At 44.3% G+C, this 15,549-nt stretch carries 16 protein-coding genes and 1 other annotated feature; all 16 genes read left to right on the top strand.

All coding sequences use genetic code 11. The features are described 5' to 3' along the window. Positions 1–108: 108 nt before the first annotated feature. The 16 genes from ftsA (at position 109) to pyrR (ending at position 15,359) form a co-directional block, all read left to right on the top strand. Positions 109–1,398: a cell division protein FtsA gene (ftsA, locus tag BBA02S_RS03275; RefSeq protein ID WP_041099829.1), complete on the top strand. Its 1,290-nt coding sequence runs from the start codon at positions 109–111 to the stop codon at positions 1,396–1,398. Positions 1,399–1,438: 40 nt separating this feature from the next. Further along, positions 1,439–2,596, top strand: a complete 1,158-nt coding sequence (ftsZ, locus tag BBA02S_RS03270) for a cell division protein FtsZ (RefSeq protein ID WP_041099831.1) — start codon at positions 1,439–1,441, stop codon at positions 2,594–2,596. A gap of 261 nt (positions 2,597–2,857) precedes the next feature. Then, positions 2,858–3,784, top strand: coding sequence for a sigma-E processing peptidase SpoIIGA (gene spoIIGA / locus BBA02S_RS03265; RefSeq protein ID WP_041099833.1), 927 nt, complete (start codon positions 2,858–2,860; stop codon positions 3,782–3,784). A 38-nt stretch (positions 3,785–3,822) separates the two neighbouring features. Further along, positions 3,823–4,542 carry an RNA polymerase sporulation sigma factor SigE gene (gene sigE / locus BBA02S_RS03260; RefSeq protein WP_041099835.1) on the top strand — a complete coding sequence of 240 codons (720 nt, stop codon included), beginning with the start codon at positions 3,823–3,825 and terminating at the stop codon, positions 4,540–4,542. A gap of 293 nt (positions 4,543–4,835) precedes the next feature. Continuing rightward, positions 4,836–5,612: an RNA polymerase sporulation sigma factor SigG gene (gene sigG / locus BBA02S_RS03255; RefSeq protein ID WP_041099837.1), complete on the top strand. Its 777-nt coding sequence runs from the start codon at positions 4,836–4,838 to the stop codon at positions 5,610–5,612. A gap of 108 nt (positions 5,613–5,720) precedes the next feature. Beyond that, the gene (locus BBA02S_RS03250) at positions 5,721–5,993 is read left to right on the top strand and encodes a YlmC/YmxH family sporulation protein (RefSeq protein WP_041099839.1); all 273 of its coding nucleotides are present in this window, start codon (positions 5,721–5,723) and stop codon (positions 5,991–5,993) included. A gap of 68 nt (positions 5,994–6,061) precedes the next feature. After that, entirely contained in the window at positions 6,062–6,895 is an 834-nt protein-coding gene (gene pgeF / locus BBA02S_RS03245) for a peptidoglycan editing factor PgeF (RefSeq protein ID WP_041099842.1), read from the top strand. After that, a complete protein-coding gene (locus BBA02S_RS03240; protein WP_041099844.1) occupies positions 6,892–7,563 on the top strand; it encodes a YggS family pyridoxal phosphate-dependent enzyme in 672 nt (223 codons plus the stop codon). Before pgeF ends, BBA02S_RS03240 begins: the two co-directional genes overlap by 4 nt. A gap of 17 nt (positions 7,564–7,580) precedes the next feature. Then, entirely contained in the window at positions 7,581–8,018 is a 438-nt protein-coding gene (locus tag BBA02S_RS03235; RefSeq protein ID WP_041113091.1) for a cell division protein SepF, read from the top strand. Between the two features lie 5 nt (positions 8,019–8,023). Beyond that, positions 8,024–8,287 (top strand): YggT family protein, encoded by a 264-nt coding sequence (locus BBA02S_RS03230; RefSeq protein WP_041099847.1) that lies wholly within the window; start codon positions 8,024–8,026, stop codon positions 8,285–8,287. A 154-nt stretch (positions 8,288–8,441) separates the two neighbouring features. Next, positions 8,442–9,218 (top strand): YlmH family RNA-binding protein, encoded by a 777-nt coding sequence (locus tag BBA02S_RS03225; RefSeq protein WP_041099849.1) that lies wholly within the window; start codon positions 8,442–8,444, stop codon positions 9,216–9,218. A 104-nt stretch (positions 9,219–9,322) separates the two neighbouring features. Next, positions 9,323–9,832: a DivIVA domain-containing protein gene (locus tag BBA02S_RS03220; protein WP_041099851.1), complete on the top strand. Its 510-nt coding sequence runs from the start codon at positions 9,323–9,325 to the stop codon at positions 9,830–9,832. 57 nt (positions 9,833–9,889) lie between these two features. Beyond that, positions 9,890–10,113: a binding site (T-box leader), on the top strand. 213 nt (positions 10,114–10,326) lie between these two features. Continuing rightward, positions 10,327–13,098 (top strand): isoleucine--tRNA ligase, encoded by a 2,772-nt coding sequence (gene ileS, locus BBA02S_RS03215; RefSeq protein ID WP_041099853.1) that lies wholly within the window; start codon positions 10,327–10,329, stop codon positions 13,096–13,098. 163 nt (positions 13,099–13,261) lie between these two features. Continuing rightward, positions 13,262–13,729, top strand: a complete 468-nt coding sequence (lspA, locus tag BBA02S_RS03210) for a signal peptidase II (RefSeq protein WP_041099855.1) — start codon at positions 13,262–13,264, stop codon at positions 13,727–13,729. Then, the gene (locus BBA02S_RS03205; RefSeq protein WP_041113092.1) at positions 13,722–14,633 is read left to right on the top strand and encodes an RluA family pseudouridine synthase; all 912 of its coding nucleotides are present in this window, start codon (positions 13,722–13,724) and stop codon (positions 14,631–14,633) included. The genes lspA and BBA02S_RS03205 overlap by 8 nt, the downstream gene beginning before the upstream one ends. A 189-nt stretch (positions 14,634–14,822) precedes the next feature. Further along, on the top strand, positions 14,823–15,359 hold the full coding sequence (pyrR, locus tag BBA02S_RS03200; RefSeq protein ID WP_041099859.1) for a bifunctional pyr operon transcriptional regulator/uracil phosphoribosyltransferase PyrR: 537 nt from the start codon (positions 14,823–14,825) through the stop codon (positions 15,357–15,359). Positions 15,360–15,549: the final 190 nt, after the last annotated feature.

Here is a 15,549-nt window from a genome sequence, read left to right as displayed (position 1 = left end):
TTATGTTGAAAATGACGAATGTTTTCTACTATATAAATAATTCGATCAAAAAGAACGAAATTGTTGTTCGGACAATGAGTTTTTCAGAGCCAAGGGAGGTGCCACAGAATGAACAGCAATGAAGTGTTAGTAAGTCTTGACATCGGTACGTCCGCTATAAAGGTAATTATTGGTGAGATGGTAAATGATTCGTTAAATATTATCGGTGTCGGCAACGTAAAATCGAAAGGGATTCGCAAAGGTTCTGTCGTAGACATTGATGAAACCGTTCATTCGATAAAGAAAGCAATCGAACAAGCAGAAAGAATGGTAGGCATAGAGATTAAACAAGTGGTCGTCGGCATCACCGGCAATCATGCTCTGCTGCAGCCGTGCAGCGGAGTGGTGGCAGTTTCCAGTGAAAATAGAGAAATTACTGATGTGGATGTAGCCAGAGTCATTGATGCTTCCCAGGTAATGTCTATTCCTCCTGACCGGGAAATCATCAACGTGATTCCGAAGCAATTTATCGTTGATGGCTTAGACGAAATTACAGATCCGCGCGGCATGATCGGTGTCCGTTTGGAGATGGAAGGTATTATCGTTACAGGCTCTAAAACATTTTTACATAATACATTACGTTGTGTAGAGCGAGCCGGTCTTGAAATCATGGACATTGTTTTTCAACCGCTGGCAGCAGGGGAGATTGCTTTATCAAAGGATGAGCAAAATTTAGGAACAGTTCTTATTGACATTGGAGGAGGCTCTACTACAGTAGCGGCATTCAGTCAAGGGAACATAAGAGCTACTGCCGTCTTTCCGATTGGCGGTGATCACATTACAAAAGACCTATCTATTGGATTGCGGACTACGACTGAAGACGCAGAGCAAATTAAGCTGAGACACGGACATGCTTTTTATGACATGGCCTCTGAAGAAGAAGTGTTTAGTGTTCCGATTATTGGCAGTGATCAGCACCAGCAATTCAGCCAATTGGAAATTTCTGATATCATTGAAGCGAGATTGGAAGAAATATTTGAAATGATTCTTGATGAATTGAGGCATCAAGGAGTTCATGATGTACCGGGGGGATTTGTTTTAACAGGCGGCACATCTGCCATCCCTGGTATTTTAGATTTAGCCCAGGATGTTTTCCAAAACCGTGTTCGTGTGGCTATCCCGGATTACATTGGCGTAAGGGAGCCTCAATACACAGCAGCAGTCGGTTTAATCAAATATGCTTATAAAAACGCGAAATTACAGGGCAGAAAAGTAAGTGCTGTCCAAGAGCCGGTGACGGTACCTGAATCGCGGCATGAGGAGCCTTTGCCACCTAAAAAAGCAAGGCCTGAAAAGCAGCCGGAGCAGAAGCTGACTTCAAAAGTCAAAAAGTTTTTCGGATACTTTTTCGAAGAATAAGTCATCGTAGAGAAATAACGACGAATTAGGAGGATTTGTCATGTTGGAGTTTGATACTAATTTAGATTCATTAGCGACGATAAAAGTTATTGGCGTAGGCGGCGGCGGAAACAATGCTGTCAATCGCATGATTGAACATGGGGTGCAGGGGGTTGAATTTATTGCCGTAAATACGGATGCCCAAGCACTTAACTTGTCAAAAGCTGAAGTGAAAATGCAAATTGGCTCGAAGCTTACCCGCGGACTCGGAGCAGGAGCGAATCCGGAAGTAGGCAAGAAAGCCGCTGAAGAAAGCAAAGAGCAAATTGAAGAGGCTTTGCGCGGAGCAGATATGGTATTTGTTACAGCTGGAATGGGGGGCGGAACAGGTACTGGTGCAGCTCCCGTTATTGCGCAAATTTCGAAAGACCTTGGAGCCTTAACTGTCGGAGTGGTTACTCGCCCATTTACATTTGAAGGACGGAAACGGGCTACTCAGGCAGCCAGCGGCATCGAGTCGATGAAAGCAGCGGTGGATACACTGATCGTTATCCCGAATGACCGGCTGCTTGAGATCGTTGACAAAAGCACGCCGATGCTTGAGGCATTCCGTGAAGCGGATAACGTGCTTCGCCAAGGGGTTCAAGGGATCTCAGACCTTATCGCTACTCCGGGCTTAATCAACTTGGATTTTGCTGACGTAAAAACAATCATGTCTAATAAAGGATCAGCATTGATGGGAATTGGCATCGCTTCCGGTGAAAACCGTGCCGCTGAAGCAGCGAAAAAGGCGATTTCCAGTCCATTGCTTGAAACGTCGATCGACGGAGCACAAGGCGTGATCATGAATATTACAGGCGGAACGAACTTAAGCCTTTATGAAGTACAGGAAGCTGCTGATATTGTTGCTTCTGCTTCAGACCAGGAAGTTAATATGATCTTTGGTTCCGTCATTAATGAAAACTTAAAGGATGAAATCGTAGTAACTGTTATTGCAACCGGCTTTAAAGAGTCCGACTTGCAGCAGCCGAAGCAGTCGCGCCCTAGCTTCAACCAAATGAAGCAACAGCCGGCTCAAACACCGGTTTCACCGCCAAAGCGTGAAGTAAGACACGAAGAGGCTCCTCAACAAGAAATGCCGTCAAGACAGCCATCTCAGCCTGCAGAGGATACGCTTGACATTCCAACCTTCCTTAGAAACAGAAACAGACGCCGATAAAAGGCAGATCAACTGATAAAGCTAAAGGCTGTTCCATGTGGACAGCCTTTAGCTTTTATTTCATTATAGAACATCAGTTCTGCTGTTGCAAATTTTTCTCCTCTTCCTCTTCCCTCTAATATGACAAAAAACGGAATTTTCCTTTAAAAATTGTTTAGTTTCCTTTCTATATTGTGACACACTTCTTTTTCATTGCCCGATATACTTTAAACAAATGTTTTAATTGTATGAAATAACGCTGACAAGGAGGGAGAAATACGTGTGGTTTTATACTTAGACGCATTATGGCTGCTCAATCTGCTTGCAGACAGCCTGTTGTTGTGGATGACAGCTATCTTTCTGAAACGGCCGGTCAAATGGCACCGCCTTCTTTTAGGAGGAGGAATCGGATCTGCTAGCATTTTGATGATGGTCACTCCTTTTGCAGAAGCGGCAGGCCATCCGCTTGCAAAAATTGCTTTATCAGCAGCCATGGTGTTTGCTGTTTTTGGTTATCGGCGCTGGAAATACTTTTTTGTTAATTTAATGGCTTTTTACTTCTCCACATTCTTAACCGGCGGCATGCTGCTTGGTGCTCATTATTTTATCCAATTCGACATGCAGCTAGAATCCAATCTGTTTCTTGCCGGATTAAAGGGATTTGGCGATCCTGTCAGCTGGATATTTGTCATGTTTGGTTTGCCGGTTGCTTTTTACTTTGCCAGGAGCCGGGCAGGCGACTTTGAGACAGCCAAGCTTCAACATGATCAGCTGCTTGATGTGAAGGTAGTCATCAATAATGTCGAGTTTCTGTTAAAGGGTCTTGTAGATACAGGCAATCAACTTCATGATCCTATATCGAAAGCGCCTGTCATGTTTGTTTCCATTGCCGGTTTGGAAGAAAAGCTTCCGGAAGAGGTAATTAAAGCGGCAGAACAGCCCGAAGTTTTGCTTTTTCAAGATGAATATTTACCAAAGGAATGGCTGAACAAAATGAGGCTCATCCCTGCGAAGTCTGTAGGAAAGGCTCACCAGCTGTTGCCGGCTTTCAAGCCTGACGACGTAAAGATTAGCAACCACAAGAAAAGTGTAGCTGTTCCGAAAGTGCTTGTTGCCTTTACTTCTATGAATTTATCATCCGATGGTCAGTTTTCATGCATCCTTCACCCGAAAATGGTCTTATCTTTATCATATGAAGAAGTTTCGTAAACAGAGATATTTATTCTTATTAACGAGGAGGAGGCTTTATGAGGAGTTTACGGTTAAAAATCACTTATTATTGGTACAAGCTGCTTATTAAATTAAAGCTGAAAACGGATGAAATTTATTATATTGGCGGAAGCGAAGCGCTTCCTCCGCCTTTATCAAGAGATGAAGAAGAAAAATTGCTGATTAAGCTGCCAAAAGGCGATCAAGCAGCCAGAGCCCTGCTGATCGAAAGAAATTTGCGTCTTGTGGTCTATATTGCCAGGAAGTTTGAAAATACAGGCATCAATATTGAGGATTTAATCAGCATTGGCACGATTGGATTAATCAAAGCTGTAAATACATTTAATCCCGAAAAGAAAATTAAATTAGCTACGTATGCATCAAGGTGTATTGAAAATGAGATTTTAATGTATTTGCGCCGCAACAACAAAATTCGTTCTGAAGTGTCGTTCGATGAGCCTTTAAACGTTGACTGGGATGGAAATGAGCTGCTGCTTTCCGATGTGCTCGGGACAGACGATGATATTATTACACGAGACATTGAGGCGGGAGTAGATCGAAGTCTGTTGTTTAAGGCGATGGAGCATTTATCTGACCGGGAAAAGCAAATCATGGAGCTTCGTTTCGGATTGAAAGGAGAAGAGGAAAAAACACAAAAAGACGTGGCCGATTTATTGGGGATTTCACAATCTTACATTTCCAGGCTGGAAAAGAGAATCATCCAGCGTCTGCAAAAAGAGTTTAATAAAATGGTTTGACTGGCGAGTAAGCCCGATTCTGCCTGCAGTCTGTCACCTCGGCAGCTGCAGGCAGAATCGGGCTGTGGCCATTCACGGGATTTTTTCTGTTTATCTCACATTCAAGTGCGTTTGAAGATTTGGTTAAATAGTCCTTGTTACCAAAAAATGGAAAAAAACGAATTTTTCTCATAGGGACTATTTTACTAATAGCGCAGAGCCGTCCCTTCCGTTTTTCTTTGATGCATAGTTTTCTTTTTGCAGGGAGATACTGTTGGTTGTACAGCAGTTCCTGCGAGGAGGGGATTTTCATAATGGCACGTAATAAAGTGGAAATATGCGGTGTAGATACCTCGAAGCTCCCGGTATTAAAAAATGAAGAGATGCGTGATTTATTTCGCCGCCTTCAAGGAGGGGAGCTGAGTGCACGGGAAAAGCTTGTGAATGGAAATTTGCGGCTTGTGCTAAGTGTCATTCAACGATTTAACAACCGCGGTGAATACGTGGATGACTTGTTTCAAGTCGGTTGTATTGGACTGATGAAATCCATTGATAACTTTGATTTAAGTCATAATGTCCGTTTCTCTACATACGCTGTGCCTATGATTATCGGTGAGATTCGTCGGTATTTGCGTGATAATAACCCGATCCGCGTATCCCGTTCACTGCGGGATATTGCTTATAAAGCGCTGCAGGTGAGGGAGCGGTTGATTGCTGAGACATCGAAGGAACCGACGGCTGAAGAAATCAGCAGGGAACTGGATGTGCCAAAAGAAGAAATTGTATTTGCCCTTGATGCGATTCAAGATCCAGTTTCTTTATTTGAACCGATTTATAATGATGGCGGCGATCCGATCTTTGTTATGGACCAGCTAAGCGACGACAGCCATAAAGATACGCAATGGATTGAGGAAATTGCTTTAAAAGAAGGGCTGAAAAGGCTGAACGACCGCGAAAAAATGATCATTCGCAAACGCTTTTTTCAAGGGAAAACACAAATGGAAGTGGCTGAAGAAATCGGCATCTCCCAGGCACAAGTCTCCAGGCTGGAAAAGGCAGCTATTAAACAAATGAATAAAAACATTAATTAAAAAGATGAAAAAATAAGACTCTTTCGGGCAGGTGTCCAAGGAGTCTTATTTTTTTATTTTTGCATATAGTAATATATCGGCAACTAAGGATCAAAGGAGGCAACGTGTTTGGGAAGAATATCTGATTTTCAGTTAAAAGATATTGTCAATGTCGCCAACGGCAAGAAGCTCGGGAATATTTCTGATATTCATTTGAATTTAACAGCGGGAACAATCGACTCGATCGTCATTAGCACATCAGGAAAAATTTTTGGCCTCTTTGGAAAAGAAGAAGAAATTGTTATTCCTTGGTCACAAATTGTTAAAATTGGCGAAGACGTAATTCTCGTTCGGCATTCAGGGCATTCTCCCGCTGGAGAAGGGGAAACGAAAGGCGAATAATTTGTTTTTCAGTGACGTTTCTTGTTTGATTATGTTACACTAAAAGAAAATGCTCGGGAGTAGAAAATATGACGGAACCCTTTGTTTCTGCGCACGACAGCTTTTATATAATCAAAGATTGGCACGAAGCGGTGCCTGGTCTTGTGGCGGGCTTTTCCACTAAAATCGGCGGTGAGAGCACTGGAGAGTTTGCCAGTTTAAATACCGGTTTCCATGTGAACGATCGCCCGGAAGATGTAAGGGCTAATCGCGAAAGGATTGGCAGTCTTGTAGGCATTCCCGCCGGATCTTGGGTTGGCGCCTGCCAGACACATGGAAAACGCATGGCCCAGGTGACTAAAACAGATAGCGGCAAAGGCGGTCTCTACTATGAGTCAAGCTTTCCGGATACAGATGGTTTGTACACAAACGAAAAGGGCATCCTATTAACGCTTTGCTATGCTGATTGTGTCCCTCTTTATTTTTTATCCAAAAAGGACAAACGGATAGGCACGGCTCATGCAGGCTGGAAGGGCACGGTGCTCGGCATCGGTGCCCGGCTTGTGGAAGAGTGGGAAAAAGACGGAATCAAGCCGGAAGATATGGAAGCGGTAATCGGGCCGTCTATTTGCCAGAAGTGCTATAAAGTAGACAGCCGAGTCATTGACCGGGTGCGCCAATGGACAGATGACCGCTCTCCGCTTCCTTTTGCTCCGGCAGAGGGAGAACCTGGACAGTTTCATCTTTCTTTGCAAGAGCTAAATGAGCTGATTTTGATACAAGCAGGGATTCCCCGTGAAAATATTCGTTCTTCCAAGCGGTGCACAAGCTGTAATAGTGAATTTTTTTCTCATCGCCGCGATAATGGAAAAACAGGAAGAATGCTTGGGTTCATTGGATGGAAGGAAGGAGTTTCAACATGAAAGTGGCAGACAAACTGCAAGAGGTGCAGAGGCAGATTCAAGAAGCCTGTGACAGATCGGGCCGACAGCCTGATGAAGTGAAAGTTATTGCTGTAACAAAATATGTATCAGTGGAGCGAGCACAGGAAGCGCTCGAAGCTGGACTCCTTCACCTCGGAGAAAACCGGGATGAAGGGCTTTTGGAAAAGTGGGACAAGCTCCAGGGAGAGCCCGTCTGGCATTTTATTGGCAGCTTGCAATCACGAAAGGTGAAACAGATTATTGATAAAGTGTCATACATACATTCGCTTGACCGGCTTTCATTGGCGAAGGAAATTAACAAGCGGGCGGCACAGCCGGTTCAGTGCTTCGTTCAAGTGAATGTATCGGGAGAAGAATCTAAGCATGGGCTGTCTCCTGAAGAAGTCATGTCATTTGTCGAGCAGCTCGCCCAATATGAGAAGATTACCGTATGCGGCCTCATGACGATGGCGCCGTTAACAGACGATGAACAGACGCTGCGTCAGTGCTTTAAGAAGTTAAAGAAACTCCAAGAAGATATTCAAAGCAGAGAATGGCCTTATGCGCCATGTGCAGAATTATCAATGGGCATGAGCAATGACTATCAAATTGCTATTGAGGAAGGCGCGACAATGGTAAGAATTGGCACAGCCCTTGTTGGTGAATAAGCCCAGGAGGTGGAGTGATGGGAATCAAGTCTAAATTTAAAGCGTTTTTTATGTTAGATGAAGATGACTATCAGCTGGTGGAAGAGCCTGAAGCGGATGAGGAAGAAAGAACAGCAAAAAGCTCAAAATCTTTGAAGAAAAATATAGTCAGCCTGCAAAGTGTGCAAAAATCCTCCAAGGTGATTCTCAGTGAGCCGCGGGTATTTGCAGAAGCACAGGAAATTGCTGACCATTTAAAGAACCGGCGGGCTGTTATCGTGAATTTGCAGCGCATTCAGCATGACCAAGCTAAGCGGATCATTGATTTTTTAAGCGGAACTGTCTATGCGATCGGCGGAGACATTCAGCAGCTGGGCCCGAAGATCTTCCTGTGCACTCCGGATAACGTGGAGGTCGACGGCAGCATTACACAGTTTTTGACGGAAGACGATACTAATAATACGGGGTGGTCATAAGCGACATGTTAATAGTAGTTGGTTTATTAATGAGATTGATCGAGCTTTATTCATGGGCTCTTATCATTTATATTTTAATGTCTTGGTTCCCGAATGCCCGGGAAACTTCGATTGGCCGCTTCTTTGCCAGAATTTGCGAGCCTTATTTGGAGCCTTTCCGCAAGATTGTTCCCCCAATCGGCATGATTGATATTTCGCCGCTTGTTGCCTTTTTAGTGTTGAATTTGGCAGTAAGAGGACTGAATCAGCTCGCCATTTGGGTAATTTGATAGTTTGATTTGACCGTAATGGGAAGCAGCCGCTTCCTTTTTTGCTTTTAATCCGTCCGAGAGGCTTGATGAAGGAAATTGATTTGGTTCTTCATTCAGGGCAAAGGCGCCATGCGGTTTGAAACAAAGTGATAAGGGAAAGGAGAAAAATGCCATGTCATCTATTTATCAGCACTTTCGCCCGGAGGAAAAGGAGTTTATTGACCAGGTGCTTGAGTGGAAAAGAGAGTCGGATGAAATGTATGCACCAAAGCTGACCGATTTTCTGGACCCGAGAGAACAGGAAATCGTTCAATCGATAGTTGGTGAGCATGGTGACACCGCAGCTTTCTTTTTTGGAGGAACAGACCGGTCAGAGAGAAAAAGAGCTTATATTTGTCCTGGTTATTTCACCCCCTCGGAAAAAGACTTTGATACTGTGCTATATGAGGTGAATTACCCTGATAAATTTGTGTCGGTTACTCATCCGCAGGTGCTTGGCAGTTTAATGGGGCTGGGCTTGAAGAGAGGAAAGTTTGGCGATATTCTGACAGACGGCAAAAGAGTTCAATTTTTGGCGGCAGCAGAAGTAAGCCATTACATTGAATTGAATTTTAATCAAATAGGAAAAACCAAGATAACGCTTAGTGAAAAGGATGGGCAAGAGGCGATTGTTCCAGAAGAAGACTGGAAAGAACTAGCGGCCACTGTCAGTTCCTTGCGCCTTGATGCGATCTTGTCCGCTTTTGCAAAGCAATCGAGGCATAAAGTACAAGCGGCCATCAAGGGAGGGCTGGTGAAGGTCAACTGGAAGCAGCAGGAGAATCCGGCATTCGAATGCAAAGAGGGAGATATGCTTTCGATGAGGGGAGCAGGAAGGGCGAAGCTAATAGCTGTTGAAGGGAAAACCAAGAAAGAAAAATGGCGAATTATATTAGGAATGGTAAAATAAATTCTCAAAATTAGAGGAATTTTACCACAAACTGTGGAAAAACCATTATAATGTTAAACAGCAGATAAAAATGTGAATGAAAGATTTGCACTGGAGGTGGGCTTATGCCTTTAACGCCGTTAGATATACATAATAAAGAGTTCAGCCGGGGATTTCGCGGATACGATGAAGACGAGGTAAACAGTTTTTTAAATCAAATTATCAAAGACTATGAATTAATTATCCGCGAAAAAAAAGAGCTGGAAGAGCAGTTGAACAGCCAGAGTGAAAGACTTGGTTATTTTTCAAACATCGAGGAAACCTTAAATAAATCGATTGTTATTGCCCAGGAAACTGCAGAGGAAGTAAAAAGAAACGCTCATAAAGAAGCCAAGCTTCTTATCCGGGAAGCAGAAAAGAATGCTGACCGGATCGTCAATGAGTCATTGGCAAAAGCCAGAAAAATCGCTATTGAGATTGAAGAGCTGAAAAAACAATCGAAAGTGTTCCGCACCCGCTTTAAGATGCTGATGGAAGCCCAGCTTGATTTGCTTAATAATGATGACTGGGATGCTCTGATGGAATTTGAAGTGGACAACGAGGAGCTGGAGAAGCTTAGCGAAGACGATTTGTAAGCTTGACGAACAGCCGGACAGTTTTTATAATTGAAACATTAGAAAAAAGCGAATAAGACAGATGCGATGATAGGGACAGTACATTTTTCAATTCTTTTTAAGCGAGCCAGGGAATGGTGCGAGCCTGGTAAAACTGGAAAATGGAACATCACCCTGGAGCGCTCTTTTTGAACGGAATATTCAAGTAGAGAAGAGCGGGTCATTCACGATACGAATGCTTGAGTGAACACATTTTTTGTGTTAAACAGGGTGGCACCGCGGGAAACCTTCTCGTCCCTTTTCTAGGGATGAGAAGGTTTTTTTGTTTAGACTTTGTGAAACGGGGTGCCGATTGTTTTTGACTCATTCGAGCAAAGGATGTCTCTTGCACGCTTTAGCTGAATGGAATGAAAGTGAACTGTTTATTTTGTCCTGTTCAAATGAACCGAACAATAGCATGGTGCGTTAACCTTGCTGTTATATAGGTGGCAGCTGTAAAAAAAGGAGGATATACAATGGAATACAAAGACACATTATTAATGCCAAAGACAGAGTTCCCGATGCGCGGCAACTTGCCGAAGCGTGAACCGGCCATGCAGAAGCAATGGGAGGAAATGAGAATTTATGAAAAAGTTCAGGAGCGGACGAAAGGGCGGCCAATGTTCGTTCTGCACGACGGTCCTCCTTATGCAAATGGCGATATCCACATGGGCCATGCGCTGAACAAAATTTTAAAAGACTTTATTGTCCGCTATAAATCCATGAGCGGTTTCCATGCTCCTTATGTACCCGGCTGGGATACACATGGATTGCCGATTGAGCAAGCGCTGACTAATAAAGGCGTCAATCGAAAAGAAATGACCATTGCAGAATTCCGCAAGCTATGCGAGAAATATGCATATGAACAAATTGAAAATCAAAAAGAGCAATTTAAACATTTAGGCGTACGCGGGGATTGGGATAATCCTTATATTACATTAAAGCCGGAATATGAAGCCCAGCAAATTAAAGTTTTCGGGGAAATGGCGAAGAAGGGCTATATTTATAAAGGCCTGCGGCCAGTTTACTGGTCTCCATCCAGCGAGTCTGCTCTGGCTGAAGCTGAAATCGAGTATAAAGACAAGCGTTCGCCATCTATTTATGTGGCCTTTGATGTCAAAGACGGGAAAGGCGCACTAGAGGAAGGCACTAAAATTGTCATTTGGACGACAACTCCTTGGACGATTCCTGCCAACCTCGGCATTTCCGTTCATCCAGAATTAAAGTATGCTGTTGTAAAAGCAGGCGGCGAGCAATATGTTGTGGTTGAGGACTTGGTTGAAGAAGTGGCTGCCAAAGTAGGATGGGCATCTCCTGAAATCGTGAAGACAGTCAAAGGGGAAGAGCTTGAGTACATTGTAGCGAAGCATCCGCTGTATGAGAGAGATTCTCTTGTTATGCTGGGCGAGCATGTCACGATCGATGCTGGAACCGGCTGCGTGCATACAGCCCCTGGTCATGGGGAGGATGACTTCCAAATCGGGAAAAAATACGGACTGGACGTTCTTTGCCCGGTTAACGACCGCGGAGTGATGACAGAGGAAGCGCCAGGCTTTGCCGGGTTGTTCTACGATGAAGCAAACAAGCCAGTGACGGAAAAATTAGAAGAAGCAGGCGCACTGCTCAAATTAGAGTTCTTCACGCATTCTTATCCGCATGACTGGCGGACGAAAAAACCGGTGATCTTCCGGGCAACTGCTCAATGGTTTGCTTCTATTGATAAGTTTCGGAATGAACTTCTTGAAGCCATTAAGGAAACAAAATGGGTACCTGCATGGGGGGAAACGCGTCTCTTTAATATGGTTCGTGACCGTGGAGATTGGTGTATTTCCCGTCAGCGGGCATGGGGTGTGCCGATCCCGGTTTTCTATGCTGAAAACAATGAACCGATTATTACAGATGAAACAATTAGCCACGTGTCTGAATTGTTCCGTAAACACGGCTCTAATGTTTGGTTTGAAAGAGAAGCAAAGGATCTTCTTCCAGAAGGCTTTACTCATCCTGGAAGCCCGAACGGCCAATTTACGAAGGAAACGGATATTATGGATGTATGGTTTGATTCCGGCTCTTCGCATCAGGCTGTGCTGGAAGAGCGGGAGGATTTGCAGCGTCCGGCTGATCTTTACCTTGAAGGATCTGACCAATATCGCGGCTGGTTTAACTCTTCATTAACAACTGGTGTAGCCGTGACTGGCAAAGCTCCTTACAAAGGGGTGCTGAGCCATGGTTTTGCTCTTGATGGGGAAGGCCGCAAAATGAGTAAATCACTTGGAAATGTCGTTGTTCCTTCAAAGGTCATGAAACAGCTCGGAGCTGATATTTTACGTCTATGGGTAGCATCCGTTGACTTTCAAGCTGATGTCCGTGTATCAGATGCCATCTTAAAGCAAGTGGCGGAAGTCTACCGGAAAATCCGTAATACATTCCGCTTCCTGCTCGGCAATTTAGCTGATTTTCAACCGGCTGACCATGCTGTTGCTTATGAAAACCTGCGCGAAGTGGATCAATTTATGCTTGTGAAGCTGAATGAATTGATCAAGGAAGTTCACTATCATTATGAAAACTATGAATTCGCTGCTATCTATCATGCGGTAAATAATTTCTGTACAGTTGATTTAAGCGCCTTCTATCTGGATTTTGCAAAAGACATTCTGTACATTGAACCGGAAAATCATCAGGACCGCCGTGCGATTCAAACAGTCCTTTATGAAACACTTCTTGCGTTAACAAAGCTGTTGTCGCCAATCTTGTCGCATACAGCCGATGAGGTTTGGGCATACGTTCCGGGTGTCACAGAAGAAAGTGTCCAGCTGACAGATATGCCAGAGTGGAAAGAACTGGATGGAGCAGCTGAGCTGACGGATAAATGGACGAAGTTTATGGATGTACGCGATGATGTGCTGAAAGCGCTCGAAGAAGCCCGCAACGAGAAGGTCATCGGCAAGTCGTTAACAGCAAAGGTGACTGTCTATACTGATCAGGAAACAGGCGCGTTGCTTGATTCTATTCAGGAAGACATGAAACAATTATTAATCGTTTCCGGGTTTGAGCGGGGAGGAGCGAAAGAGGAAGCTCCTGCTCATGCGATGGTATTCGATCATATCGCTGTGACAGTCGAAAAAGCAGAAGGAGAAACGTGCGAACGCTGCTGGACGGTCTCCGCTGAGGTAGGAGAAGATCCGAAGCATCCGACACTGTGCCCGCGCTGCGCTGATGTTGTCTCTAAACATTTCACGGAAGCACAGTAAGACAGATAATAGCAAGCCGATTATACTCGCTTAAATAGGAGGTTGTCCTGCAAGTGTCCGTTCTGATAATTTATGCTCTTGGGTAATTATCGGAAACGTGTGTTGCTTGCAGGACAGCTTTTTTAATGGCTGAAAAGAGGCGCATAGAAATGGAGGAGTTTCTTTGTATTATTTGTTAGCGCTGCTTGTAGTATTGCTGGACCAATGGACAAAATGGTTAGTTGTAAAAAGTATGGAAATTGGCGAAAGTGTAGAAATTATAAAGGATTTCTTTTATATTACTTCCCATCGCAATCGGGGAGCCGCATGGGGGATGCTGGAAGGGCAATTCTGGCTCTTTTATCTCATCACACTGGTAGTTGTGGCAGGAATCGTATATTATATGCAAACAGAGGCAAAAAACAAGCCGCTTATGAAAAGCGCTCTTGCATTTTTGCTTGGAGGGGCGATTGGCAATTTCATTGATCGCGTGTTCCGCAAGGAGGTCGTAGACTTCTTTAACACGTATATCTTTAATTACGATTTCCCAATATTTAATATTGCCGATGCTGCTTTAACATTCGGCGTTATTTTGCTGTTTATTGCCATGTTTATGGAAGACAGGAAGGAAAAGAGGAAAGTGAATGGATAGGATAGAATATAAAGTTCGCGAAGAAGAAGAAAATGTCAGGATTGATAAAGTAGCAGCGGGGATTAACGAGGAATGGTCACGCACACAAGTGCAAGATTGGATAAAAGCCGGCTTGATAAAAGTCAATGGCAAGCCGGTCAAATCGAATTATAAGTGTGTGCAGGGAGATGAACTGCTGATTGATATTCCAGATCCGGAGCCTCTTGATGTAGAGCCGGAGGAGTTGGATCTTGACATTTATTATGAGGACGGGGATGTGCTTGTCGTCAATAAGCCGCGGGGAATGGTCGTTCATCCTGCTCCAGGACATTTATCCGGAACGCTTGTCAATGGATTAATGGCGCATTGCAAGGATTTATCGGGAATTAACGGCGTGATGCGCCCGGGCATTGTTCATCGGATCGATAAAGATACGTCAGGTCTGCTGATGGTAGCCAAAAACGATATGGCGCATGAGAAGCTTGTTCAGCAGCTCGTTGACAAAACGGTCACCCGGAAGTATCGTGCCATTGTCCATGGCGTGATTCCGCATGATCATGGCACGGTTGACGCACCGATTGCCCGTGATCAAAAAGACAGACAAAGCATGACGGTGGCTAACGGCGGGAAACACGCTGTTACGCATTTTCACGTGCTGGAGCGGTTTGAAAACTTTACATTCGTTGAATGTGTGCTTGAAACCGGCCGTACTCATCAAATCAGGGTGCATATGAAGTATATTGGCTACCCGCTTGCCGGAGATCCGAAGTACGGGCCTAAAAAGACGCTCGATATTGACGGTCAGGCGCTGCATGCAGGCGTGCTTGGCTTTATTCATCCGCGTACGGGTGAATATATGGAATTTGAAGCGCCTCTTCCAAAGGAATTTGAGCGCCTGCTAGAAATCTTGTCGAAAAACAATTGACAAGCGAAAAAAGAAAAGGTAAGCTTAGAACAGTTGAATAAGACCTTTAACACACAGTCCCGTGAGGCTGAGAAGGTAACGGATCGCATGCAGGAGGAGCCTTGTTTCTTCTTCGCATGCTTGCATGAACGCACCCTCTCGTCTTTCGGCGAGAGGATTTTTTTATGATCAAGGTCATGAGGTGATGAAATGGAAAAAGCAACGGTGATGGATGAGCAGGCGATACGCCGGGCATTGACGCGAATTGCCCATGAAATATTGGAAAAAAACAAAGGAATTGAAAATTGCGTTCTGATCGGAATCAAAACAAGAGGGATTTATTTAGCGCAAAGGCTGGCAGAACGGATTAAGCAAATAGAAGGACAAGATATACCAGTAGGAGATCTTGATATCTCATTATACAGAGACGATTTATCGGTAAAAACAGTCAACAATGATCCGGAGGTCAAGGGGTCTGATATTCCTGTAAGTGTCACGAATAAGATCGTCATTCTTGTTGACGATGTGCTTTATACGGGCAGAACGGTCCGTGCTGCCATGGATGCAGTGATGGATATTGGCCGGCCCTCCCATATTCAAATGGCTGTGCTGGTTGACCGCGGCCACCGCGAGCTGCCGATCCGAGCGGATTATGTCGGGAAAAACATTCCTTCAGCAAGCAGCGAGCGAATCGTTGTTGCCTTAGAAGAAGCGGATGGAATAGATCAAGTAACCATTCATGAATAAAGCAGGTGCTCTTTAATCGTTGTCCAGAGAGACAAACAAAGAGTGAATGCATAATCTATACAAAAAAACGAAAGAAACATGCATAACTTCATAGAGACCTTTTAAAAATGTCCAGAGAGGCATTTAAGGGTGTTAGACAATTGTGCGCACGGATTTGCCGTCAAAACATTGTCTTAACTGCTAAACACCC

This window comes from Bacillus badius NBRC 15713, assembly GCF_001591605.1.
GTDB classification, from domain to species: domain Bacteria; phylum Bacillota; class Bacilli; order Bacillales; family Domibacillaceae; genus Pseudobacillus; species Pseudobacillus badius.
Note: the sequence above shows the minus strand (reverse complement) of the source record. Positions and strands in the feature narration are given on the sequence as shown.